At 70.3% G+C, this 22,655-nt stretch carries 25 protein-coding genes; 19 read left to right on the top strand and 6 right to left on the bottom strand.

What is annotated here, in order from left to right:
- The first annotated feature begins 1 nt into the window (after window position 1).
- Window positions 2-394: a hypothetical protein gene (locus tag ACIBP6_RS31720; protein WP_397057514.1), complete on the top strand. Its 393-nt coding sequence runs from the start codon at window positions 2-4 to the stop codon at window positions 392-394.
- A 58-nt stretch (window positions 395-452) separates the two neighbouring features.
- On the opposite strand, the gene ACIBP6_RS31715 is transcribed toward ACIBP6_RS31720, so the two are convergent.
- Window positions 453-1,079 (bottom strand): dihydrofolate reductase family protein, encoded by a 627-nt coding sequence (locus ACIBP6_RS31715; protein ID WP_397057513.1) that lies wholly within the window; start codon window positions 1,077-1,079, stop codon window positions 453-455.
- 290 nt (window positions 1,080-1,369) lie between these two features.
- Here ACIBP6_RS31715 and ACIBP6_RS31710 point away from each other — a divergent pair, with 290 nt between their 5' ends.
- A complete protein-coding gene (locus ACIBP6_RS31710) occupies window positions 1,370-1,954 on the top strand; it encodes a TetR/AcrR family transcriptional regulator (RefSeq protein WP_397057512.1) in 585 nt (194 codons plus the stop codon).
- Window positions 1,951-3,066, top strand: a complete 1,116-nt coding sequence (locus ACIBP6_RS31705) for an epoxide hydrolase family protein (protein ID WP_397057511.1) — start codon at window positions 1,951-1,953, stop codon at window positions 3,064-3,066. The genes ACIBP6_RS31710 and ACIBP6_RS31705 overlap by 4 nt, the downstream gene beginning before the upstream one ends.
- Window positions 3,067-3,364: 298 nt before the next feature.
- Here ACIBP6_RS31705 and ACIBP6_RS31700 read toward each other — a convergent pair whose 3' ends face one another.
- Window positions 3,365-4,594 (bottom strand): M20 family metallo-hydrolase, encoded by a 1,230-nt coding sequence (locus ACIBP6_RS31700; protein ID WP_397057510.1) that lies wholly within the window; start codon window positions 4,592-4,594, stop codon window positions 3,365-3,367.
- 179 nt (window positions 4,595-4,773) lie between these two features.
- Between ACIBP6_RS31700 and ACIBP6_RS31695 the strand changes: the two genes are divergently transcribed.
- Window positions 4,774-5,121: a DoxX family protein gene (locus ACIBP6_RS31695; RefSeq protein ID WP_397057509.1), complete on the top strand. Its 348-nt coding sequence runs from the start codon at window positions 4,774-4,776 to the stop codon at window positions 5,119-5,121.
- Between the two features lie 4 nt (window positions 5,122-5,125).
- On the opposite strand, the gene ACIBP6_RS31690 is transcribed toward ACIBP6_RS31695, so the two are convergent.
- The 4 genes from ACIBP6_RS31690 to ACIBP6_RS31675 form a co-directional block, all read right to left on the bottom strand.
- On the bottom strand, window positions 5,126-6,343 hold the full coding sequence (locus ACIBP6_RS31690; RefSeq protein ID WP_397057508.1) for a threonine synthase: 1,218 nt from the start codon (window positions 6,341-6,343) through the stop codon (window positions 5,126-5,128).
- Between the two features lie 41 nt (window positions 6,344-6,384).
- Entirely contained in the window at window positions 6,385-6,954 is a 570-nt protein-coding gene (locus tag ACIBP6_RS31685) for a cysteine hydrolase family protein (RefSeq protein WP_397057507.1), read from the bottom strand.
- On the bottom strand, window positions 6,930-8,651 hold the full coding sequence (locus ACIBP6_RS31680) for an MFS transporter (RefSeq protein WP_397057506.1): 1,722 nt from the start codon (window positions 8,649-8,651) through the stop codon (window positions 6,930-6,932). The genes ACIBP6_RS31685 and ACIBP6_RS31680 overlap by 25 nt, the downstream gene beginning before the upstream one ends.
- Before the next feature lie 151 nt (window positions 8,652-8,802).
- Window positions 8,803-9,261: a hypothetical protein gene (locus tag ACIBP6_RS31675; protein ID WP_397057505.1), complete on the bottom strand. Its 459-nt coding sequence runs from the start codon at window positions 9,259-9,261 to the stop codon at window positions 8,803-8,805.
- A 209-nt stretch (window positions 9,262-9,470) separates the two neighbouring features.
- Between ACIBP6_RS31675 and ACIBP6_RS31670 the strand changes: the two genes are divergently transcribed.
- From ACIBP6_RS31670 to ACIBP6_RS31600, 15 genes are all read left to right on the top strand, one after another.
- Window positions 9,471-9,998 carry a DinB family protein gene (locus tag ACIBP6_RS31670; protein WP_397057504.1) on the top strand — a complete coding sequence of 176 codons (528 nt, stop codon included), beginning with the start codon at window positions 9,471-9,473 and terminating at the stop codon, window positions 9,996-9,998.
- 179 nt (window positions 9,999-10,177) lie between these two features.
- Window positions 10,178-12,436 carry an NACHT domain-containing protein gene (locus ACIBP6_RS31665; RefSeq protein ID WP_397057503.1) on the top strand — a complete coding sequence of 753 codons (2,259 nt, stop codon included), beginning with the start codon at window positions 10,178-10,180 and terminating at the stop codon, window positions 12,434-12,436.
- Window positions 12,437-12,487: 51 nt separating this feature from the next.
- The gene (locus tag ACIBP6_RS31660; protein WP_397057502.1) at window positions 12,488-12,910 is read left to right on the top strand and encodes a MarR family winged helix-turn-helix transcriptional regulator; all 423 of its coding nucleotides are present in this window, start codon (window positions 12,488-12,490) and stop codon (window positions 12,908-12,910) included.
- Complete coding sequence (locus ACIBP6_RS31655; RefSeq protein WP_397057501.1) at window positions 12,900-13,409, top strand: hypothetical protein; 510 nt, start codon at window positions 12,900-12,902, stop codon at window positions 13,407-13,409. Before ACIBP6_RS31660 ends, ACIBP6_RS31655 begins: the two co-directional genes overlap by 11 nt.
- Before the next feature lie 170 nt (window positions 13,410-13,579).
- Window positions 13,580-13,759: a hypothetical protein gene (locus ACIBP6_RS31650; protein ID WP_397057500.1), complete on the top strand. Its 180-nt coding sequence runs from the start codon at window positions 13,580-13,582 to the stop codon at window positions 13,757-13,759.
- A gap of 136 nt (window positions 13,760-13,895) precedes the next feature.
- A complete protein-coding gene (locus tag ACIBP6_RS31645) occupies window positions 13,896-15,071 on the top strand; it encodes an ABC transporter substrate-binding protein (RefSeq protein ID WP_397057499.1) in 1,176 nt (391 codons plus the stop codon).
- A 236-nt stretch (window positions 15,072-15,307) separates the two neighbouring features.
- On the top strand, window positions 15,308-16,210 hold the full coding sequence (locus tag ACIBP6_RS31640; protein ID WP_397057498.1) for a siderophore ABC transporter substrate-binding protein: 903 nt from the start codon (window positions 15,308-15,310) through the stop codon (window positions 16,208-16,210).
- The gene (locus tag ACIBP6_RS31635; RefSeq protein WP_397057497.1) at window positions 16,207-17,190 is read left to right on the top strand and encodes an ABC transporter permease; all 984 of its coding nucleotides are present in this window, start codon (window positions 16,207-16,209) and stop codon (window positions 17,188-17,190) included. Before ACIBP6_RS31640 ends, ACIBP6_RS31635 begins: the two co-directional genes overlap by 4 nt.
- Window positions 17,187-17,678 (top strand): iron chelate uptake ABC transporter family permease subunit, encoded by a 492-nt coding sequence (locus ACIBP6_RS31630; RefSeq protein WP_397057496.1) that lies wholly within the window; start codon window positions 17,187-17,189, stop codon window positions 17,676-17,678. Before ACIBP6_RS31635 ends, ACIBP6_RS31630 begins: the two co-directional genes overlap by 4 nt.
- Window positions 17,561-18,166: an iron chelate uptake ABC transporter family permease subunit gene (locus ACIBP6_RS31625; protein ID WP_397057495.1), complete on the top strand. Its 606-nt coding sequence runs from the start codon at window positions 17,561-17,563 to the stop codon at window positions 18,164-18,166. Before ACIBP6_RS31630 ends, ACIBP6_RS31625 begins: the two co-directional genes overlap by 118 nt.
- On the top strand, window positions 18,163-18,921 hold the full coding sequence (locus ACIBP6_RS31620; RefSeq protein ID WP_397057494.1) for an ABC transporter ATP-binding protein: 759 nt from the start codon (window positions 18,163-18,165) through the stop codon (window positions 18,919-18,921). The genes ACIBP6_RS31625 and ACIBP6_RS31620 overlap by 4 nt, the downstream gene beginning before the upstream one ends.
- A 1,254-nt stretch (window positions 18,922-20,175) precedes the next feature.
- Window positions 20,176-20,448 (top strand): hypothetical protein, encoded by a 273-nt coding sequence (locus ACIBP6_RS31615; protein WP_397057493.1) that lies wholly within the window; start codon window positions 20,176-20,178, stop codon window positions 20,446-20,448.
- Window positions 20,448-21,389 carry a hypothetical protein gene (locus ACIBP6_RS31610; protein ID WP_397057492.1) on the top strand — a complete coding sequence of 314 codons (942 nt, stop codon included), beginning with the start codon at window positions 20,448-20,450 and terminating at the stop codon, window positions 21,387-21,389. Before ACIBP6_RS31615 ends, ACIBP6_RS31610 begins: the two co-directional genes overlap by 1 nt.
- A 62-nt stretch (window positions 21,390-21,451) precedes the next feature.
- Window positions 21,452-21,760, top strand: coding sequence for a PadR family transcriptional regulator (locus tag ACIBP6_RS31605; RefSeq protein WP_397057491.1), 309 nt, complete (start codon window positions 21,452-21,454; stop codon window positions 21,758-21,760).
- A gap of 1 nt (window position 21,761) precedes the next feature.
- On the top strand, window positions 21,762-22,625 hold the full coding sequence (locus tag ACIBP6_RS31600) for a hypothetical protein (protein WP_397057490.1): 864 nt from the start codon (window positions 21,762-21,764) through the stop codon (window positions 22,623-22,625).
- The last annotated feature ends 30 nt before the right edge of the window (window positions 22,626-22,655 follow it).

Below are 22,655 nucleotides of genomic sequence, written 5' to 3'. Positions count from 1 at the left end.
CGTGAACGTCGTCACCATGGCCCGAGGCGTCGCCGCCGTCATGAGTCTGATCATGGCCGTGTACCTGGCCGTCGACGGGGCCCATCGGCCGGCCAACATGTTCCTGTGGCCCGATGTGGCCGTGGCCGTGTTCCTCGCGGCGGCCGCGGCGCTGCCGCGCCGATACGCCCACGCCGGGTTGATCTTCGCATTCGGCTGGTCGGCGGGCGTCATCACGGTCTCGATCTTCAGCTACGTGGTACGCGGCGCCTTCGCCTGGCCGAACCTGGGCCTGGTGCTGGCCGCCGTGCTCATGGCGGCCCTGCTCACCAGATCGCTCGCCCTCTCCCCACAAGGACCTCGGCCAGGACGGGCGGGCAGCTTCGGTGGGACGGGCGCGGGAGCCGGTCGGTGAGGAGACCGCTCGCCCGGGTGCTCGGCCTGGCGGCGGTCCAGGCGAGCATGCGCGCGCGTCAAGGCGTGGCTGTGCCCTTGGTGAAGTCGCCGTACGTCGGCCTGCCCGCCGGCTGGTAGACGCTGAGCACGCAGCCGCTGCTGGTCGCCTTCGACTCGACCAGGCGCAGTGCCGTGGCCGCGCGACCCGGCTCAAGCAGTCGCTTGCCCGTGCCGAGGACGACGGGGTAGGTCCACAGGCGGAGCTCGTCGATCAGGCCGTGATCCAGCAGCGACCGGGCGAGAACGCCGCTGCCGTGGATCTGGAGCTCCCGGCCGGGACGGGCCTTGAGCTCGGCGATCTTTTCGAGGACAGCGGACGTGATGAGCGTCGTGTTGTGCCATTCGACGCTGTTCAGGGTCGCCGAGACGACGTACTTGGGCAGGGCGTTGAGGCGTGCGGCGATCAGGTTGTTCTCGTCGGTGACGGTCGGCCAGTAGTTCGCGAAGATCTCATAGGTCCTCCGGCCCAGGAGGAATCCGTCCGCCTCGGCGAACCACTTGCTGCTGTAGGTCCCCAGGTCCTCGTCGGCGTAGGGGAACTGCCAGCCGCCGTGTTCGAACCCATCGCTGGTGTCCTCCAGGGGTGTTCCCGGTGCCTGGACGACCCCGTCCAGCGACTGGAACGTCGCCAAGGTGATCCTCATGTCGTGCTCCCATCAATCCCGTGTGCGGAAGGAGACAGCTCTCACGCGTGAGACACGTCGCGATCGTCACTCGCGGCCGCCACGACGCTGTCCAGCGAGCGAGAGCATCGTCTCGCGCACATCCCGATGTTTCCGTCGGACGCGTCTGCAACGATAGGACCGACAACTTTTATTGTCAAGAACATGGATCTTGTCCGTATACGGTCGGCGCGACCAGGCGCCGCCCGATGCCGGGCGGCGACGTCACCGCGATGCGTACGTTTGTTCCTAACTCGGGTACATTCGCAGGTATGGCACGGACCGGCGCGCGGCGGGCCCGGCGGTACGATCCCGACCGCAGGACGCGCATCCTGGACGCCGCCCTGGACGTCATGGCCGAGCACGGGACGACTGGGACGACGCACCGCACCATCGCCGCCCGCGCCGACGTGCCGCTCGGGTCGGTCACCTATCACTTCGCGAGCCTGGCCGACCTGCAGGCGCAGGCGTTCGCCCGGTATGTCGAGCGGCAGTCCGCGACGTTCGAGAAGCTCTTCGAGGACGTGGAGACGCACGAGCAGTTCGTCGAGGTCCTGGTCGATCTGGTCCACGGGGGCCCGGCGCGGCACCGCAGCGCGGTCCTCGGCTTCGAGCTGCACCTCGCGGCGCTGCGCGACCCCGACCTGCGGGTCCTGACGCAGGCGTGGACGTGGGAGAGCCGGGCCGTCCTCGCCCGCTTCACCGGCCCCGGCACCGCCGCGCGCCTGGACGCCCTGCTCGAAGGCATGATCATGCACGCCCTGCTGGCGGCCGAGCCCGAGCCGCGCGAGGCGACCCGGGCCGCGATCGTCCAGACTCTCGGCCCGGCCACGCACACACCCCGAGGAGACCCGTGATCGCGGTACCTGACGAAGAGCTGAACGAGCTGCGGTCGCGGCTGCGCGCCACCCGCTGGCCGACCGCCTGGCCCATGAGCGGATGGGACGCCGGCGCCGAGATCGGCGAGCTGCGCCGCCTGGTCGCGTACTGGGCCTCCGGCTACGACTGGCGCGAGCACGAGGCGGCCGTCAACGCCCTGCCGTCCCATGTCGCCGACCTCGACGGGACACCCGTCCACTACCTGCGCTTCGACGCCGAACACCCCGGCGCCCTGCCGATCGTCCTGACCCACGGGTGGCCCAGTTCGTTCCTCGAACTGACGGGTCTCGCCGACCGGCTGGCCCATCCGTCGCGCCACGGGGGCGATCCCGCCGACGCGTTCACGGTGATCGTGCCCTCGCTGCCCGGCTACGCCTTCTCACCGCAGCAGCCCTCGCTCACCGAGTCGCCGCAGACCCACGAGCTCTGGCACCGCCTCATGCACGACGAGCTCGGCTTCGACCGGTACGCCGCCCACGGAGGCGACCTGGGCGCCGGCATCACCTCACGGCTCGCCGAGGCCCACCCGGAGTCGCTGGCCGGCATCCACCTGCTGGCGGTCGCCGGCCCGGCCGCGTACGACCCGGAGAGCCTCACCCAGGAGGAACGGGACTACCTCGACTCCGTCGCGACGTGGAACAAGGAGGAGGGCGGCTACCAGCACGAGCAGAGCACCCGCCCTCTGACCCTGAGCTACGGCCTGTCGGACTCACCGGCCGGGCTGCTCGCCTGGATCGTCGAGAAGTACCGCGCGTGGAGCGACTGCGGAGGCGACCTGTCGTCCCGCTTCAGCGACGACTTCGTCCTGACCCAGGCGTCGCTCTACTGGTTCACCCGGACCGTCTCGACCTCCTTCAGGCCGTACTACGCGTACGCGCAGGGGCTGACCAGGCGCGTGGAGCGGGTGGACGTCCCCACCGCGCTCGCGCTGTTCCCCGCCGACCTCACCCTCCCGCCGCGCAGCTGGGCCGAACGCACCCACAACATCACCAGGTACACCTGCATGCCACGCGGCGGGCACTTCGCCGCCCACGAGGAGCCGGAGCTCCTCGCGCACGACATCATCGAGTTCTTCCGCGCCCACCGGTGAGAGGCGCTACCTCCTCGGCGCGTGCCGGTGCGGAGGGCGGACGGCGACCTTGGCGCGGACCCGCGAGGTGACCGTCCTGCCATCAGTGCCGGTCGCGGAGACGGTCGCCACGTTCACGATCTTCCTCTTCTTCGCGTCCTAGGTCGTTCCCGTGCTCTGAACGCCGTAGAAGTAGCCGTCGATCGGGTCGAAACCGACCGCGTCCACCGGAGGAGGCATCACGGCGACCGGCGTGGTCGCCCCGTTCCCCGGATCTCGTTTGTCCGGGTTGTTGATGCCATGGGGGCAGTGCGACGTGTCAGAAGGCCAGCCGGTGCAGAGCCGTGGCCAGGACGGAGGCGCCGCGTACGCAGTCTTCCGGGCGGGTGTACTCCTCCTTGCAGTGGGAGCGGCCCTCGACGCTGGGGACGAAGAGCATCGCGGTCGGGACGTGCTCGCCCATGAGCTGGCTGTCGTGGCCGGCCCCGCTGGGCAGGTCCATGGAGGTCGCCCCGCGGTCGGCCGCGGCCTGGGTGAGCACCTCGCGCAGGCGCGCGTCCATGACGGTCGGGGTCTCGTCCTTGAGCCGTTCGAAGGTGACCTCGACGCCGCGGCCGGCCGCGATGGTCGCGGCGATCCGGTGGGTCTCGTCGGCGCGGGCCCTCAGGTCCTCGGCGACGGTGTGGCGCAGGTCCATGGAGAAGACGACCTCACCGGGGACGATGCTCGGCCAGCCGGGGCGTACGTCCCAGCGGCCGAAGGTCACCCGGCCGGCCTTGTCCGCCTCGGCGACGTGCCGGGTGATCGCGGTGCTGATCTCGGCGGCGGCCTGCACGGCGTCCAGGCGTGCGTCCATCGGGGTGCCGCCGGCGTGGTCCTGGCGTCCGGTGACGACGACCTCTTCCCAGACCAGTCCGGTGATGACCTCGACGATGCCGACGTCCGTGCCCGCGGTTTCGAGGACCTTGCCCTGCTCGATGTGCAGCTCGACGAACGCGGCGATGTCGTCCCTCTTGGCGGTGGCCACGGCCGAGGGGTCGAGGCCGACCGCGGTCATCGCCTCGGCCATCGACACGCCGTCGGCGTCCTTGAGCGTGGCCGGCTCGTCGGGGCCGACGAGGCCGAGCATGGCCCGGGACCCGAAGAAGTTGGCCTGGTAGCGGCTGCTCTCCTCCTCGCACAACGAGACGACCTCGAGCGACGTCCTGGGCCGCTCGCCCCTGGCGGCCAGGGCTTCGAGCGCCGCCAGGCCGGCCAGCACGCCGAGCGCGCCGTCGTACCTGCCGCCTTCGGGAACCGTGTCGATGTGGCTGCCGGTGAGGATCGTGCTGCTGTCGTCGGTGCCGGGCAGGCGGCCGAAGACGTTGCCCACGGCGTCGCGGCGCACCCGCAGCCCGGCCTCGCGCATCCATCGGGCGACGAGGTCCTGCGCCTGCGCCCAGGCGGCGTCGTACTGGAAGCGGGCCATGCCGCCGTCGGACAGCTCCCCGAGCTTGCCGAGCTCCTCGACGTAGCGGGCCATCTTCTGCGGGTCGATGTCGATGTTCACGCTGTCCTTCCCGTCCGGTGGGTCCTGCAGGATGCTGATCGATTCCTCAATAACCGACAGATCGGACACGCGTCCACGTACCGCCTCCTGATGCCGGCCACTTGGCATGGAGCGGCATGTCACGTCCTGGGGCGTTGCCGCCGTCCATGACGTAGGTCCCAAGGACAAGGAGGGCTCGCGTGTTCGCGGTCTACGTCACGGTCACCATCCTCGCCTCGGCGGTCATCGGGATGGCGGCCCTCGCCAACCTGGTCGGCCACGACTATCCCAAGCGGCAGGCGGACAAGATGCGCATACCGCGATCGTGGACGCTTCCGTTCGGCACGCTGATGGCGGCGGGCTCCTTGGGGCTGCTGGCCGGGTTCGCCGTGCCGGTGCTGGGGGCGCTCGCCGCCGCCGGTCTGGTGCTGTACTTCGTCGTGGCGTTCGGTGCGCACGTGCGGGTCCGCGACCACCGCCTCGGGATGTGGGCCGTGTTCTTCTCCCTGGCGGTGGCCGCTCTGGCCGTGAACCTGGCCTACCACTAGCCGGTCAGACGAGGTGGGCGTCCACCGCGAGCACCGGCGCGTCCACGGGGACCGTCTGCGGGTACTTCACGCCGGCTCCCGTGTTCAGCACGACGACCTCCTCGTTCTCGGCGATCCAGCCCGTCTCGCGCAGCTTGCGTGCGGCGGCGAAGGCGGCCGCGCCCTCCGGGCAGACGTACGTCCCCTCCAGGGCCGCGACCTGCCGCAGCTCGGCCAGCAGTTCCTCGTCGGTGACCGTCACCGCGGTGCCCGACGTCTCGGCCAGCGCCTCCAGGATGAGGAAGTCGCCCAGCGGCTTCGGGACGTTGATGCCGAACGCCACGGTGTTCGCGCCCTCCCAGTAGCTGCTCTCCCGCTCCCCCTGCTCGAACGCGCGCACGATCGGCGCGCACCCCTCGGCCTGCACCGCGACCAGCCGCGGCGGCGGACCCGAGAGCCAGCCCAGCTCGCGCAGCTCGGCCAGGGCCTTGTGGATGCCGATCAGACCCACTCCCCCGCCGGTCGGATAGAGGATCACGTCGGGCGTGCGCCAGCCCAGCTGCTCGGCGATCTCGATGCCCATGGTCTTCTTGCCCTCGATGCGGTACGGCTCCTTCAGCGTCGAGGCATCGAAGACCCGGCCGCCGGAGGCCGCGACCAGCTCACCGACGATCCGCCCGGCGTCGCTGATCAGGCCGTCGACCAGGTAGAGGTCCGTGCCCGACGCCACGCACTCCCGCCGGGTGATCTCGGGGGCGTCCACCGGCATCACGACCGTGGCGGCCAGGCCCGCCCGCGCGCCGTAGAGCGCCCAGGCGGCTCCCGCGTTGCCGTTGGTCGGCATCGCCAGGCGTTCGACGCCGAGCTCGGCCGCGCGCGACACGCCGACCGCGGCGCCGCGTGCCTTGAAGGAGCCGGTCGGGATCAGCCCCTCGTCCTTCATCAGCAGGCGCGGCAGGCCGATGCGGGCGCCGTACCTCGCCATGGGGAGCAGCGGGGTCATCCCCTCGCCGAGGGTGACCACCGACGCGGGGCTGCGCACCGGGAGGAGCTCGTGGTAGCGCCACAGGTCGGGCGCGCGTCCCGCGATCTCCTCGGGCCGTACGGAGGACCGGACGGCCTCCAGGTCGTAGCGGGCCAGCAGCGGCGAGCCGCACTTCACGCAGAGGTTCTGCGGGCGCTCGCTGTCATGCCGCGCCCCGCACCGGCCGCACTCCACATGGGACAGGTGGCTGAAACTCACACATACTCCCCTTGTCGCTCTATATGGGCCAAGAGTACGACTTATGTGGTGGGGGTCTTGATCCATTCGTCGATCGTGACGACGTCCGCCTGCCGGGTGAACACCTTCTCGGTGAGCACGCGGTGCACCTCGGCGTCGCCGTCCAGGCAGCCGTCCTCCAGCACGGTCACGGCGAAGTCGAGGTCGGCGGCCTGGCGCAGCGTCGACAGCACCACGCCGCTGGTCGCGATCCCGGTCAGCACCAGCGAGTCGATTCCGGCGGCGCGCAGCACCATGTCGAGGTCGCTGCCGGCGAAGGCGCTGACGCGCTTCTTCGTGACGACCACGTCCTCAGGGCGGGGAGCAACGTCGGGGTGGACCTCGGTGGCCCGCTCGTCGGCGAACCCGCCGCCGGTCGCGGCCTGCGCGGCGATCTGGCCGAACGCCTTGTTGCGCGCGCTGACCTCCGGGTAGCCCTTACGGAACCCGACCACCACGTAGATCACCGGGATCCCGGCGGCGCGGGCCGCGTCGATCGCCCGGCGCAGCCTCGGCAGGTAGCCGGGGTCGTCGCCGTACCTCTCGACGATGACCCGCTGCACGTCCATCACGAGGAGGGCGCTTTTCGCCATTGTCGTCCTTTCGGGGTAGGGCGGGGCGGCTCGTCCGCCCGCTGGTGACGTCCCCGCAGCGCCGAGGCCGCCGCGGAGATCAGGGCCATGGCCGTGGCCACGCCGAACACGATCGCCAGACCGTGGTGGAACGGCCCGGAGACCAGGCCGGGGAAGAAGCCGAAGCCGGTCAGCGCGTCGCGCCGCACGGCCGACAGGTGGGAGAGCGTGGGGCCGAGCAGGTGCCGGATGGGGTTCTCACCAAGGAAGGTGGCGAAGAGCGTGCTCACCGGCGGCAGCGACGCCAGCTGGTGCGCGGTGGCCGCGGGAACGCCGTTCGCCTGGAGACCGCTGCTCAGCGCCGGCGGCAGCGACGAGGCCAGCCCGGAGATCATCAGCGAGAAGAACACGCCGATCGACAGGGCCGTGCCGGAGTTCTGGAACGTGGAGCGCATGCCCGAGGCCACCCCGCGGTACTCCGCCGGCACGCTGCCCATGATCGACGAGGTGTTGGGCGAGGAGAACATGCCCTGCCCGAGGCCGCTGAGCAGCAGCAACAGCGCGAACACCGGATAGGAGAAGTTCACCGGCACCAGCAGCAGGCCGACGAACGCCCCCGCCATCACGACCAGCCCGGTCGTGGAGAACAGCCGGGCGCCGAACCGGTCGGACAGGTACCCCGAGATCGGCCCGGCGACGAGGAACCCGGCGGTCAACGGCAGCATGAAGATGCCGGCCCACAGGGGCGTGTCCTCGAAGGCGTAGCCGTGCAGGGGCAGCCAGACGCCCTGCAACCAGATGATCAGCATGAACTGCAGGCCGCCGCGTGCGATCGCGGTCAGCAGCGCCGCGAGATTGCCCATCGCGAACGCCTGGACCCGGAACAGCGAGAGCCGGAACATCGGCTCCTTGACCCTGGTCTCGATCAGGCAGAACAGCGCCAGCAGGACGACTCCGCCGATGAGCCCGGCGAGCACCGTGGGGTTGCCCCAGCCCGTGGCGGCGCCGCCGTACGGCTGGATGCCGTACGTGATGCCGGCCAGCAGGATGCCCGCGCCGGCGGCGAACGTGACGTTGCCCAGCCAGTCGATCCGGCCGCGCCGCCCGGACGCCGTCTCGCGCAGGCTCCGGTACGACCAGATCGTGCCCACCACGCTGATCGGCACGCTGACCCAGAACACCGCCCGCCAGTGGATGACGGCCAGCAACCCGCCCGCGAGCAGGCCGAGGAACTGACCGGCGAGCGCGGTGATCTGGTTGATGCCGAGCGCCATGCCACGCTGGCGGGGCGGGAACGCGTCGGTGAGGATGGCGGCCGAGTTGGCCGTGAGCATGGACCCGCCGAACGCCTGGACGATCCGCCACAGGATCAGCCACAACGCTCCCGCACCCGCGCTGAACGGGTCGAGCGACAGCGCGACCGACGCGCAGGCGAAGACGAGGAAGCCGAGGTTGTAGATCCTGACCCGGCCGAACATGTCGCCGAGCCGGCCGAGGACGACGACGAGCACGGCCGAGACCAGCAGGTAGCCGAGGATCATCCAGAGCAGATAACCGATGTTGCCGGGCGCGAGCGGGTCGAGCCCGATGCCGCGGAAGATGGCGGGCAGGGAGATGATCACGATGGAGGCGTCCATCGTGGCGATCAGCACGCCGAGCGTGGTGTTGGACAGCGCGATCCACTTGTAGTGGGGACCGACGCGCTCGGCGCGGGTCATGCGGCGGCCTCCGCCTCGCGGGTGCGGTGGCTCACGGCCGGCCCGCGCTGCGAGAACGGCCAGGAACGCCCTGAGGCGTTTCGACCGATTCATCCCATTGCATGGGAGCGACAATAGACCTGTTAGTTACGCTAACTAACAGTGGGGTGGGTCACCAGGAGCGCTGACCGTAGCTGCTCCAGTCGTAGTGACCCACGCGGCCCTCGCCGATACGGAACTTGTAGCCGTCGAAGCCGCCGCCGGCGCTGTAGCTGAACCGGAACTTACCGTGCCCGCCGGTCACCAGACGGCGGCCCTGGTGCCAGCCGCGGTCGTCGTGGTACCAGAAGTCCACGTAGGTGTTCTCACGGTCACGGTCACGGTCCCACACGTCCACGTCGAAGTAGTAGCGGCCGTTCGCGGCGTAGTAGAAGCCCTTGTAGTACGAACGGTGACCGCTCGACTCCCCCCGGCCGTAACCGGAATAGCCCTCGAACCAGTGCTTGCTGAACGACGCCTGAGCGACCGACGCGGTCGTGGCGGTGGCCGCCTGGGCCGGGGCGGCGGCCGCACCGGCCACCACGGCGCCGGCCAGAACCGTACCGGCGAGAAGGCTACGAAGCTTCGACATGACATCCATCCCTGGCTGTGAGGAGAACCTCCGGAGCGATCTCTCCGGACGACCCTCAATCTAGGCAGCCGCGACCTGGCGTTCTGCGTACAACCACACAGATCAGCCCCGGCGTGCACAACGACACACAAGAGCGATTGAGGCCGGAAGCTGACCGCGATTGCCGACAGAGTTGTCCTTGACCGGGCACACGAACGGAAGGCATCACCATGACCGTCGCAGAGCTGATCACGGACGAGCGCGCCGACCTGCTGGAGGCGCTCGCCAAGCACCGGCACTTCCTCCGCTTCACCACCCGCGACCTCACCGACGAGCAGGCCAGGCAGCGGACCACCGCCAGCGAGCTGTGCCTGGGCGGCCTGGTCAAGCACGTCACCGAGGTCGAGCGGAACTGGGTGGACTTCATCCTGGAGGGGCCGTCGGGGATGCCCGATTTCACCGAGATGACCGAGGACGACTGGGCGCGGCGGGCCGACGGATTCCGGCTGCTGCCCGAGGAGACCCTGGCCGGTGTGCTGGACGAGTACGCCGAGGTGGCCCGCAGGACCGACGAGGTGGTCGCCGCCCTGCCCGACCTCGGCGTGAGCCACCCGCTGCCCGACGCCCCGTGGTTCGAGGCGGGCGCGCGGTGGTCGGCCCGGCGGGTGCTGGTGCACATCGTCGCCGAGACCGCCCAGCACGCCGGCCACGCCGACATCATCCGCGAGTCGCTGGACGGCGCCAAGAGCATGGGCTGAGCCCGCGTCAGGCGTCCTTCGTGCAGGTCAGGACGATCAGCCACCGCCGCGCCGGAGAAGCCCCTGCGGCGCGCGGGCGGCGGTGGCGGGTTCGCCGGAGTCGACGAGCTTGGTCACATTCCGGCGAGAAAGACGTTCGGGCCGCTTCGCGGACACAGGCTGATCGCCAAGATGGGGTCATGGCGAGGAGCGGCGCTTCATGGCGGTACGTGCTGGGCTGGTGGGCTGGGATCGCCGGGCTGGCGGCGGTGCTGGCTCTGGTGGGCATCGCGTTGTTCAGAGAAGACGGTCTGCAGATCGCGGCGAACGTCGCCCAGGTCGTGGGGATTCCGCTGCTCTTCCCGACGCTGCTGGTGCCGTTGTTGCTGTGGCGGCGCCGGGCAGTTGCCGCGAGGGCCGTCACGTCGGCGGACGTGACACAGGTCAAGGACATCCTCGCGGGCCTGGTCGCCGAGCAATGGCGCGTGGAGGCGAACCTGCGTTCCCTCGACGACCCCGACCCGATGCCGGTGCTCTGGCGTACGACCCGCGACAAGAAGCTGATCGACCACCCGGCCAACCTCGTCCCCGCCTCGGGACGGTTGAACGTTTCGAGCAGCGATGTGGCCGGCCTGACGGCGAAGTTCCGTGCCATGCGGCGCCGCCGCCTGGTGGTGCTCGGCGGACCCGGCACCGGCAAGACCACCCTGGCCGTGCAGCTTCTACGCGACCTGCTGGCCACCCGTGACCAGCACCCCGACGAGCCGGTACCCGTCCTGATGTCGGTAGCCGACTGGGACACCGAGGTTCATCCTGATCTGCACGACTGGCTGGCCGTCCGGCTCGCCCAGGACTACCCCGCGCTACGCACCCCGGACCTGGGCCCGGACATGCCGCTGACCCTCGCCGCACGCGGGCACATCCTGCCGGTCCTGGACGGCTTGGACGAAATGCCCCCACCTGCCCAAGCCGCCATCATCACCGCACTCAACCGCTCCCTAGGCGACGGCCAGCTCATCCTCACGAGCCGCACCACCGAGTACGCCACCGCCACCGCCGACGCCGGCGACGTGCTCACCTCCGCTCTCGTCATCGAACCTCAGCCCCTCACCGGTGCCGCCGCCGCGACCTACCTCGAACGCTGCCTGCCCCAGCAGCCCGGACCGGCCTGGCAGCAGATCCTGACCGGCCTGCGCGCCGCTCCCGGCCGCAGGGCCGGGTCAGCGTCCTCGATGGCCGAGATCGCCGCCACGCCCCTGGGCCTGTGGCTGCTGCGCACCGTCTACATCACCTCCCGCGCCGACCCGGCCCCGCTCCTGGACCCGGGCCGCTTCCCCGACACGGCGGCCCTGCGCGCTCACCTGCTCGACCAGCTGGTTCCCGCGCTCATCGGGGCTCGCCGGCCCAGCGACGACCCGGCCGACCCGTTCCGGCCCCGCCATCGCCACGACCCCGGTCAAGTCCGGCGGTGGCTGGCCTACCTCGCCCACACCATGTCCCACCCGCCCGCCGGAGGCGAGCCCATCCGCGACTTCGCCTGGTGGCGCCTGGCCCACATCACCGGCAGCTTCACCGTCACCACTCGCTCGGCGTTCGCGCTCGTGGTCGCGCTCGCGGTCGCGCTGGTGACCACGGTCGCGGTCGGGCTCACGATCGGACTCGCGATCGGACTCGCGGACGAGCTCGAGGTCGGGCTCAGCGCGGGGCTCGCGGTCGGGCTCGTGGCCGGGCTCGCGGTCGGGCTCACGGCCGGGCTTGTGACCGGGCTGGTGAGCGTGTTCTCGTCGAGGAGATGGTCGACGGAGGAACCGGCGTTCGCCGACCTTCGCCTGCATGGCCAAGGGACGGTACTGATCCGGATACTCGCGGTCTGGTTCGCGGTCGGGTTCGCGGCCGTGTACATCGCGCGCAGGATCGCGGCCGGGTACGAGGACGCGCTCGCGGCCGGTCTCGCGTTCGGGCTCACGGTCGTGCTCATCGCGCCCGTACTCGCGGTCGGGCTCGCGGCCGCGCTCACGAAGTGGGTGGAAGTCCCGGCCAGAGCGGATCGAGCGACGACGCCGGTGACGAGCTGGCGTGCCGACCGTGCCCTGCATCTTGTGCGAATCTCCGTGCTGGGGCTCGCGGCCGGGCTCGTATACGGGCTCATGGCCGCGATCACGGCCGGGGTTACGGCCGGGCTCGCGGTGGGGCTCACAACCTGGCTGGTGAGCGGGCTCGTGGCCGGGATCGCGTTCGGCCATCACCATGCGTGGCTCGCGTACCTGATGGCGACACACCGGCTGGCCTGGGCCGGGCGTCTGCCCCGCAAGCTGGTGCCGTTCCTGCAGGATGCGCACCGGCTGGGGCTGCTGCGCGCGGTCGGCCCGCATTACCAGTTCCGCCACGCCGAACTTCACGACCACCTCGCCGAGACGTACCTCACGCAGCGCGCACTGCAGCGTGATGTGAACACCTGAGCAACCGCCATCCGGTTGTGCTGTGCAACCAGATGGTTGTACGGTCGAACCATGGAGCGTGAGCTACAGGACGCGGTGAGCCGGTTCGTCCGGGCGTTCGGGCTGCACCAGCCCGACCGGACCCCCTGCGGGCAGCCCGTGCCCGTGTCGGAGGCCCACGCGCTGGGCGAGCTGGCCCGGGCGGGCGCGCTGCGGCAGAGCGAGCTGGCCCATCGGCTGCGACTGGAGAAGAGCAGCACCAGCCGCCTGGTCACGCAGCTCATCAACCGCGGCTGGGCCGAGCGCACCCCCGCCCCCGACGACGGCCGCGGCGTGCTGGTCCGGCTGACCCCCGAAGGCGCCAACGCGGCCCAACGCCTGGCCGAGGCCAGGGCGGCGCGCTTCGCGGCGCTCCTCGACCGGGTGCCGGAGGGCGAGCGTGCCGCCGTCCTGCGCGCCCTCCAAGTCCTCACGGAGGCAGTGGATGAACCTTAGGAACGCCAGAAGCCACCGGCTGCTCGTCGCCGGGCTCGCCGCCGTCGCCGTCGCCGCGGGCGCGTACGTGCTCGTCGGCCAGGACACGTCGGCCGAGCGCCAGGCCGAGGTCGCGGCCAGGAGTCGGCAGGTGATGCCGTTCGACCTCGACCGCACCACACACCGCTTCGCCAAGGCGGCCACCGGCGGCCTGCAGACCGTCTCCTCCGACGACCCCGCCGACGCACGGCAGATCACGCTCATCCGCGAGCACCTCACCGAGGAGAGCGCGCGCTTCGCCCAAGGCGACTACGGCGACCCCGCCTCCATCCACGGCGGCGAGATGCCCGGCCTGCGCGACCTCGAAGCGGGTCACGACCGCATCGACGTGCGCTACACGGAGACGGCCGACGGGGCCCAGATCTCGTACGTCACGTCGGACACCGCCCTGGTGAAGGCGCTGCACGCCTGGTTCGACGCCCAGGTCTCCGACCACGGGCAGCACGCGGAGCACGGCTGAGCCTCCTTTGTCGGTGGCCGCCGCGATGACGGCCGACTCGGTGACCTCGCACCTCGTTCATTAGGGTCTTTTCATCTTCGTTGCTCTTCGCTGTCGTGTCATTACGATGTGTGGCGCTGGGCGTCCGGCGACGCACACTCCCCATGTCATCGAGGTGCACCATGCAGACCATGCGACGGTTCGCCGTCATCGCCGCGGCCGGCGCCCACACCGCAGGTCGCGACGGCGGCCCCGGCGGGGTGCTGTCCAAGCTGCTGTTCGCCCGCGACGCCTCCGGCCACGGCGACAACTGCGGCAACGACACGATCTCCGTCATGAGCCGCACCACCTGCGTGACCGGGCACACGTAAAGAGCACGCAGCCACCGGCCGAGGTCCCGCGGAGGACCTCGGTGGGCTCGTGTCTGATCCTCCCGCGCGTTCTGCCCTGTGCGGGCGGGGCGTGCGTTCAGCCGTGATCGTTCCTGTTGCCCCTTCGGAGGTGATGATGGGATCCGACCCGCAGCTCACGATCGGCGCGGTGATCCCCAAGACCGGCCGGCTCGCCCGGCTCGGCGATCCGATGTCCTTCGTCCTCGACAGCCTCTCCGGCCGGCTCCCGCCCGTGCGCGCCGGCGGCCGCCGTCACGGCGTGCGCCTCGCGATCCGCGACAGCCGTTCCCAGCCGTCGGGAGCGCGCCAGGCCGTACGCGAGCTGGTGGAGACCGAGCGGGCCGACATAGTGATCAGCATGGTCGGCACCAGGGTCCTGCCCGCGGTGACCGAGACCTGCGAGAGCCTGCAGGTGCCGTGCGTGTCCACCACGTTCCCGTGGCAGGCGTACGCGCACGCGCGCGACGCCGAGCCGGGGCGGCCGTTCCGCTGGACGTACCACTTCGCCTGGGGGCTGGACGACATCGCCGCCGTGTTCGCGGAGATGTGGGAACGGCTGGGCGGCGCGCAGACGGTCGGCTGCCTGTGGAACGACGACCTGCAGGGCGGCATGCTGCGCCGCCACTTCACCCCCGAGGCGACCCGTCGCGGCCACACCCTCGTCGATCCCGGCGGATACGAGGAGCCCGCCGACGATCTGCGCGACCACCTCGACCACTTCCTCCGCTTCGACGCCGACATCGTCACCAGCGCCGCCACGGTCGCCGACCTGGCCCTGTACCACCGCCAGGCCGCGCGGGCCGGGCAGCTCCCCCGGCTGATCACCTGCTCGCGGTGGCTGAGCTATCCCCATGCCGGCATCGCGGCCGCTCTGGCCGAGGCGCGGGTGGCCACCCTGGTCTACTGGACGCCGTTCCACCCCCACCGCTCGTCCCTGGACGACACCATCCCCGCCGACCTGGCCGCCGCCTACGAGCAGGCGACCGGGCGTCCGTGGCTGCAGCCGCTGGGCCTGGCCCACGCGCTGGTCGAGGTGGCCCACCACGCCCTGGCCACCGCGGACGATCCGGCCGACTCCGGCGCGGTCGCCGAGGCGATCGCCCGCACCCGCCTGGCCACCGTCGCGGGCGTCCTCGACTGGACGAACGGCCCCACCCCGAACATCGCCGTGCTCCCCCTGATCGGCGGCCAGTGGCTGCCCACCCGCCACGGCCACGAGCTCGCGGTGGTCACCAACACCGCCGCCCCCGACGTGCCGATCACCGCCGACGTGACCCCGACGCCGCGCTGAGTGGTCGGCTGCGGTCCGTAAGTGCGCCGCGGCGAGCCTTCGCGGTTCCAGGGTGCTCCGGTTCCGGCGGAGGACGAACGTCACGTCAAGCCCCGTTCCGCGAGGAAGACCCAACTGTCGACAGAGGCTGGAGCGGATATTAGGTTAGGCTTGCCTTAGTTGCGCCTGATTTCGGAGGATTTATGCGCCCCCGTACGTATTTGTCGCGCCTGTTTGGCGTGCTCCTGCTCCCCTGCATGCTCGCGTTGGCGGCATGCGGCGCGGGAGCCGAGACCCAGGCCGCCGGCGCCGAGGGCTCCGCGCAGCAGGTGACGGTCGAACACGCACAGGGCAGCACCACCGTCACGGCCAACCCGCAGAAGGTCGTCGTCTTCGACACCAGCGCGCTGCTCAACCTGCACGACCTCGGCATCCCGGTCGTCGGCGTGCCGGAGCTGACCGACCTGCCCGAGCACCTGGCCAAGTACGCCGGCGACGAATACACCAAGGTCGGCTCGCTCTTCGAGCCCGACTACGAGAAGGTCAACTCGCTCGCCCCCGACCTGATCATCGTGGCCGGGCGCTCCTCGTCCGTCTACCCGGAGCTGGCCAAGATCGCGCCCACCGTCGACCTCACCGTGGACAGCGCCGACTTCCTGAACAGCTTCCGCGCCCGCACCGAGGCCCTCGGCAAGATCTTCGGCAAGGACGCCGAGGTCAAGCAGCGCCTCGACGCCGTCAACGCCTCCATCGAGGAGGTCAAGGCCAAAGCGGACGACCGTAAGGGCCTGATCGTGCTCACCACCGGCGGCAAGGTCAGCGCGCACGGCCCCGGCGGCCGCTTCGGCATCGTCCACGACGTGCTCGGCGTGCAGCCGGCCGCCGACGGCCTGAAGACCGACACGCACGGCAACGCCATCTCGCACGAGTTCATCGCCGAGAAGAACCCCGACCTGCTCTACGTCGTCGACCGCGACGCCGTCGTGGCCGAGAGCGGCCAGGCCGCCAAGCAGGTGCTGGACAACGAGCTGGTCAACGGCACCAACGCCGCCAAGAACGACAAGATCGTCTACCTCGACCCGTTCACCTGGTACCTCGCGCCGAACGCGATGTCCTCGGTCGAGAACATGGTCAAGACGATCGGCGACAGCCTCACGTGACCGCTCGCCGGCTGCGCCGGTGGCATCTGGTGGCCGGCACCGTGGTGCTGGCCATCGTCGCCGCCGGCTCACTCTTCGTCGGCGTCAGCGACCTCACCCTGGCCGGGCTGCTCGGGGGCCGGCCAGCGGACGTGCGGGTCCTGGTGGAGTCCAGGCTGCCGAGGCTGATCGCCGTAGTGCTCGCCGGCACCGCGATGAGCGTGGCCGGGCTGGTGATGATGCACATCACCGGCAACCGTTTCGTCACTCCCTCCACGGTCGGCACCACCGAGTCGGCCACGTTCGGGCTGCTGCTGGCCACCCTGTTCGTCGGCGGCGGGTCGCTGTTCACGAAGATGGCGACGGCCGTCGCGTGCGCGCTGATCGGCACGTTCTTCTTCATGCAGATCCTGCGCCGGCTGACGTTCCGCGACATGATCCTCGTGCCGCTGGTCGGGCTCATGTTCGGCGGCGTGATCGACGCGGTCACCACGTTCATCGCCTACCGGGCCGACCTGATGCAGAGCCTCGGGGCCTGGACCTCGGGCGACTTCTCCGGCGTGCTGCGCGGACGCTACGAGCTGCTCTGGATCGCCGGCGCGGTCACCGTCGCCGGCTACCTGTACGCCGACCGCTTCACCGTCGCCGGCATGGGCCGCAGCTTCGCCGTCAACCTGGGCGTGCGCTACGACCGGGTGGTCAACACCGGGCTGGTGCTGGCCGCCGTCATCACCGCCGTCGTCGTGGTCACGGTCGGGTCGGTGCCGTTCATCAGCCTGATCGTGCCCAACCTGGTGACGCTGGTGCTGGGCGACAACCTGCGTTACGCGCTGCCCGCGACCGCGCTCACCGGGGCGCTGTTCGTGCTGCTCTGCGACGTCGCGGGCAGGATCGTACGGTTCCCGTACGAGATCCCGGTCTCCACGGTCGTCGGCGTGATCGGCAGCGCGGTCTTCCTCCTCCTGCTCCTGCGGGGCGGCAGGCGGCTGGGGGTCCGATGAGCACCGCCACCGCCCTGCGGGCCACCCGCCGCCGCGAGCTGCGCGGCCTCGGCCTGCTCTCGCTCGTCGCCGTCGCCGTGGTGGCCGCGTTCTGCCTGGTCGGGCTGGTCGGCAACTGGGAGTACGCGCTCGGCATCAGGACCCGCAAGGTCGCCACGATGGTCGTGGCCGGCGTCGCGGTCGCCTGCTCCAGCGTGTTGTTCCAGACGGTCACCGGCAACCGCATCCTGACGCCCGGCATCATGGGCTTCGACCGGCTGTTCGTGCTGATCCAGACGCTGATCGTCTACCTGTTCGGCGCGCTGACGCTCACCACGACCGATCCCCGGCTGCTCTTCGCCGGGCAGACGGCGGTCATGGTGATCTCTCGATGGCCCTCCACCGCTGGCTCTTCGGCCGCGACGGACGCGATCTGTACGTGCTGGTGCTGGCCGGCGTGGTCTTCGGCACGCTTTTCGGCAGCCTGTCCTCGCTGGCCCAGCGGCTGATCAACCCGAACGACTTCGTGGTCCTGCAGGACAGCCTCTTCGCCAGCTTCAACCAGGTCGATCCGGGCCTGCTGGCCTTCTCCGCCGTGGTCGTCGCCGCGATGGCGGTGTGGACGGCACGGCTGTCGGCCCGGCTCGACGTCGTGGCGCTGGGCCGCGACACCGCGCTCAACCTGGGCGTGAACCACGCCTCCGTGGTCAACCAGGCGCTCGTCGTCGTCGCGGTCATGGTGTCGGTGGCGACCGCGCTGGTCGGCCCGGTGACGTTCCTCGGCCTGCTGGTGGCCAACCTCGCCAGGCAGCTGACCGGCACCTTCCGCCACCGCACGGTGGTGCCGGCCGCCACGCTGCTGTCCGTGATCGTGCTGGTCGGCGGGCAGGCCGTCCTGGAGCGGGTGTTCGGCATGAACACCGCCCTCAGCGTGATCATCAATTTCGCCGGCGGTGCCTACTTCATCGCCCTGCTCATCCGGGAGTCCCGACGATGATCGAGATCAAGGCCGTCACCAAGCGCTACGGCGAGACGGCGGTCCTCGACGACGTGTCGCTGACCATCGCCCCCGGCGGGGTGACGTCCATCATCGGTGCCAACGGCGCGGGCAAGTCGACGCTGCTCTCCGTCATCAGCCGCCTTCTGCCCGCCGACAGCGGCACCGTCAGGGTCGACGGCCTCGACGTCGCCACCACCCCCAGCGAGAAGCTGGCCCGCCGCCTGGCCGTGCTCCGCCAGGAGAACCACATGTCGGTACGGCTCAGCGTGCGCGAGCTGGTCGCCTTCGGCCGCTTCCCGCACTCGGGCGGCCGGCTCACCAAGCAGGACCTGGCGCTGGTCGACGAGGCCATCGGCTACTTCGAGCTGGACGACCTCGCCGGCCGCCACCTCGACCAGCTCTCGGGCGGCCAGCGGCAGCGCGCGTACGTGGCCATGGTGCTCTGCCAGGACACCGACTACGTGCTGCTGGACGAGCCGCTGAACAACCTCGACATGCGGCACTCGGTGCAGATGATGCGCCGGCTGCGGCGCATGGCCGACGACTACGCCAAGACGGTCGTCATGGTGGTGCACGACATCAACTTCGCCTCCTGCCACTCCGACGCCATCGTGGCCATGAAGCACGGCAAGGTGATCGCCCAGGGCACGACGGAGGAGATGATGACGCCGAAGGTGCTCAACGCGGTCTACGACCTCGACATCGACGTCCACGACATCAACGGCAGCCGCATCGGCGTCTACTACGCCTGACCGCGTATGCATACGTGGCAGCGTTTCCGGATGCGGTGTCAAGTCTCGCGCTGACTTTGTGTGACACAGGCATCACGAATAGTGACGGCATCGCGAGCCCGAACACGGCGACACGCCGGGCTTTGATGGAAGATGACCGTCGATGCGCGCCATTCTTCGGCATCGGGGCCCATATATTCAGGGGCGCACTCCGGAAAACATCGAGAGAATCCGTCCATGGCGGAACAGGTGCATCGTCGACAAGAATCGCAGCGGCCTGACGTCGTCGATCCGGAAAGGCGAATTTCCTGATTATCGTGATCCCCGCGCACCGGATATGGAGAGTCACATGAAAGCCCCGGCATACCGGATCGGCTCGGCGGGGTGTCGGGCGATCGATTTCGGGTCCGGGCGGGAACGATTTAAGGACGTGACATAATGGTGGGAGAGGCGCCCGAAAGTCCGTGTTACCGTTTCGTAAGGTTCTATATAGTTTCATTGAGTTCAACATCGTTTCATTCGGTTTCGTTCCGTTTCATCACTTGCCCGATCTAGGCCATAATCCTTCTAATTGTCATGCGACAGAGACTCTGTCACCCCGCGATGCCCCTGTCTGGAGCAGGTGCTTCGCGATCTGATGGGTCCTGACCCCTGCGGCTTGTACCCACATGTACAATCATGGCGATTGAGCTTGCGGTTCCAATATCGTGACCGCAAGTCGAGGAGGGGCACTCCAGAAGGTTTTTCACAGTGAGAGACCGTTCCCGCCCCCTCCGAGATTCCGAGGCGACTGTCTGCTGACTCCAGGTGGGGCGTCGGAACCAGTGAAAAACGAAGGGGCCTCCTGGGCAAACAGGGGCCCCTTCGTCATTTCCCCCGGCAGGAGCGCGGACATGCGCGCGACCGGAGAACGCATTTCCGGCCGTCGGCGAATATGCGTCACGCCCCGCCTTTCCCAGACCGCGCGATCGTTCATGGTCCGGTCAAGTGGCGCGAGGGCGATCGCCCGTGCCATGCTTGCTCTCGACGAGGAACTCTCACACACCTGTTTGCCCAGGCGTTGTATCCCGGAGTTCCTGGTAAGCCAGCGCCAATAGCGGCCATATCCACGTGCCGCATTCGGCGCCCCCACCTGGAGTCAACAAGATCAATATTTAGTCAAGGAGGTCGCTGATGGCGACGTCGCCCGGATCTTCCGGCAGGGAGCGCGCTCGCGCCCCTCGCCGAAGCCAGCCGTCCGCCGGACGGCCTCCCAGGGAGCAGCGCGCTGCCTGGGTGGTCGTCTTCGTGGGGGTGCTGGTCACGTACGTGACCTTCGTGGTCATGTTGCTTCCCCAGGGATACGACCTGTGGGTCGCCCTGGCCGCCGCGACCACGACGTCCCTGGTCGCGGGCCAGGTCACGCGGGCGGTGACCCTCACGTCGGTGGGGCGCGGCATGGCGGCGGCGCCCCGTTCGTTCGTCGGCCGGCTGGCGGCGTCGTGGGTGCGAGCCGTCGTCGCGGACACCCGCCGGCAGGGGATCGACGCGCGGGATGGAGCACCGTAGTGCCCCCGCGCCTGCTCGTCACCCAGCTGCCGACCCGGACGATGCGGACCGCGTACTGCCTCATCGCGGAGGACGCCCTCGGCCTGTGCGTGTCGTTCCTGGAGGAGCGCTCGTCGATGGGGCACGACAGCGGGGCCGATGTGCGCCTTTTCGTCGAGGCGCTCAAGGGAGGCAGGGATTCCCTGGGGGTGCGGGAGCCGTTGCGGGTCTCCGTACGCTCCCAGCGGATGGTTCGCGATGTCGTCTCCCAGGGCAGACACATGGAGGAGTACAACGAGGCCGCGCAGCACCTGGCCATGGAGGTCGCGATCCCGCTGACGGCGGCCTTCAGGGTCGTGAGGGCCATCGGCATGGCCACGGCGGAGCGCGGCTCAGACGTCGGCCGGTCGCGTTATCCGGCGCCGAAAGTGCCGCTCGCCATCGCTCAGGAGGACACCCTCGCTCCCCCTGCGAAGGTCGTGAGCATGACGACGGCGGTCCTGCCGCCCCCCGCGATGGAGATGCCGCCGGGGACTGACCCCCGGCGGCATCTCGCCCAGGAGCTGGCACGCGCGCACCGCAGGGCGGGCAAACCGAGATACCGAGTCCTCCAGGAGCAGTTGCATCCGCTTCCGGCCTCCCCGGCGACCCTGTCAGGGGTCTTCAAGGGCCAGCGCGCGCCCAAGTGGGAGCTCCTGGACCCTCTCCTGCGGTTGTTCGGGGCCCGCCAGGACGACGTCGATCGCCTGTGGCGGCACCTGTGGCTGGCCGCGCAGGAGTACGGCCGCCCGATCGGAGCGCTCCCGTCCGAGCCGGCACCGCGACCGGCGGGCTACGAGTGCCCCGACTGCGGGTCGTGGGTCATCGACACGGACAAGCACCTGAAGTGGCACAGAGCCATGACACGGGCGTCTCAGCGAGGGAGAGGAGTCCTCTGGCAGGTCGAGGGCCAAGGCGCCTGAGCACGCGGCCGCTGCCGGATCAGGGGCTGGACCGGGCAACTCTACCTATATAGAGTTAAGGCATGACGCGTACGCGGCGGCCGTCGGCGCAGACCACGGCGGTGGTGCTGGCGCTGGCGGAGCAGCCGTCCTCCTGGCAGTACGGCTACGAGCTGTGCCGGCGGCTCGGCCTGCAGGCGGGCTCGGTCTATCCGATCCTCATACGCCTGGCCGACCGCGGGCTGCTGGAGACGACCTGGGAGAGCGAGCCGCCCCAAGGCCGCCCTCCCAGGCACCTGTACCGGCTGACCGGCCCCGGCCTGAGCCTCGCCGCCGAGCTGGCCGCCTCCCGTGCTCCCCTCACCCGGTTGCGGCCGTTGGAGGCGACCTGACATGACCCACCTGCCGTTATTCGTCCCGGCGCTCCCGTGGGCGGTGGCGCTGTCGCTGGTGTGGCGGGCCACCGGACACGGTGACGGGCCCGCCCGGCTGCTGCGGCTCGTGACCGCGGCCCTGCCGGACGAGCGGCGGGAGTGGGGCCGGGCCCTCGCCGCCGAGCTGGAGCACGTCAAAGGCCGGGTCGCGCGCCGGCGGTTCGCGCTCGGCGGGCTGCGCGTGGCGGCCCAGCCGCACCCCTCCCCCAGGCGTCCGGCACTGGTGGGACGGGTGTACCACGCGGTGGGCGGGTGCTACGGGCTCACCGTGACCATGGTGATCTTCCATCCCGGGGTGGTCGGCGAGGTCGACGTGGTCGCGCTCCTGCTCTCCGTCCTGCTGCTGTGGGCCTGCGTGAGAGCGGCCAAGGCCCTGCCGGCGGCGCCGGTCGCGGGCAGGGCGGGCACGGGCGCGGCGGTGACGCTCGGGCTGGTCCTGCTGCTCTCCCCCCACCTCGGCGACCCGGCCGCGCCGGAGGGGGCGTTCTTCTTCCTGGTGCTCGGCCCGGTCGTGGTCTTCGCGCTCTGGTCGGCGGCGGCCGCGGCGGTCGGCCGCTCCTTCCGGGCGGGAGTGCGGGCCGCGCTCCGGGGCACGGCGCTCGGCACGCCGCTGATGTTCCTGGGCGGGATCCTGGCCACGGTGACCTGGGTGGAAACGGGCTCCCGGGCGTTCTTCGACGGCGAACCCGGCCTGACGGTCGAGGCGTCCCTCGCCGAGTTCCTCTGGCTGCTGCCGGTGGTGCCGCTGCTCGGCCTGCCGTTCGGCGTGATCGGCGCACGCCTGGCGCTGATCGGCCGCATGCGACCGCGTATCCTCGCCTGAGTTTCACGTGAAGCAGCGGATCCGGGGCGT

The organism is Nonomuraea terrae, from assembly GCF_044465245.1.
Taxonomy (GTDB): Bacteria; Actinomycetota; Actinomycetes; order Streptosporangiales; family Streptosporangiaceae; genus Nonomuraea; species Nonomuraea terrae.
This window is presented reverse-complemented; position numbering and strand designations above follow the sequence as displayed.